General features: G+C 71.6%; 1 protein-coding gene. It reads left to right on the top strand.

What is annotated here, in order from left to right:
• Positions 1-58: 58 nt before the first annotated feature.
• Complete coding sequence (locus ABD369_RS40770; protein ID WP_224279990.1) at positions 59-823, top strand: maleylpyruvate isomerase family mycothiol-dependent enzyme; 765 nt, start codon at positions 59-61, stop codon at positions 821-823.
• Positions 824-837: the final 14 nt, after the last annotated feature.

Consider the following 837-nt stretch of genomic DNA (forward strand, 5'->3'; position numbering starts at 1 on the left):
CTTGCCGGTCGGTCTTAATCGAGTGCGAGAGTCCCGGTCCGGGTGATACAAGGTCTGCGTGACTGAGCATCTCTACTTCCCCACCCTGCTGCGGATGATTGACGAGCGGTCCGCCGCGTTCCGCGCCGCCGTCGCCGCGGCCCCCAGCCTCGACGCCGACGTCCCGTCCTGCCCGGGCTGGACGCTGTACGACCTGGCGAACCACCTCAGTGAGGGGGACCGCTTCTGGGCCTACATCGTGCTGAACACCGCGCCGGGCGACGAGCGGCCGAGCAAGGACGGGCTGGCGGCGCCCAGGGAGCGCGAGGCCCTCATAACCTGGCTGGCCGACTCGACGGAGCAGCTGCTTACTGCTCTGCGCGAGGCCGGCCCGGACCGGGGCTGCTGGGCCTGGTGGGAGCCGCTGGCCTCGCCGCACACGGTGGCCGCCGTTGCCCGCCGCCGCGTCCCGGAGTCGCTGATCCACACCTACGACGCCCAGCTGGCCTCCGGTACCCCGCAGGAGCTGCCGACGACCGAGGCGGTCGACGCCATCGAGGAGTTCCTCGCCACCGTCTGCACCGTCACGGTCCCGTGGCCGGGCGAGCCCGCCACCATGGACTACCACGCAGCCGAGGCTGGCTCCTGGCGCCAGACGGTGGACGCCGCCGGTTCCCGCTTCACCCGCCTCACCGCGGCGGAAGCCGCCGAGAGCAAGCCCACCGCCGCCATCTACGGCACGGCGAGCGAGATGGCCCTGCTCATGTACATGCGCATCCCGGCCGGCTCGCTGCGGATGGAGGGCGACGCCGACCTGCTCCAGCAGCTGCAGGACTGGGACTAAGACCGACCGGCAAA

This window comes from Kitasatospora cystarginea, from assembly GCF_039533515.1.
Taxonomy (GTDB): domain Bacteria; phylum Actinomycetota; class Actinomycetes; order Streptomycetales; family Streptomycetaceae; genus Kitasatospora; species Kitasatospora cystarginea.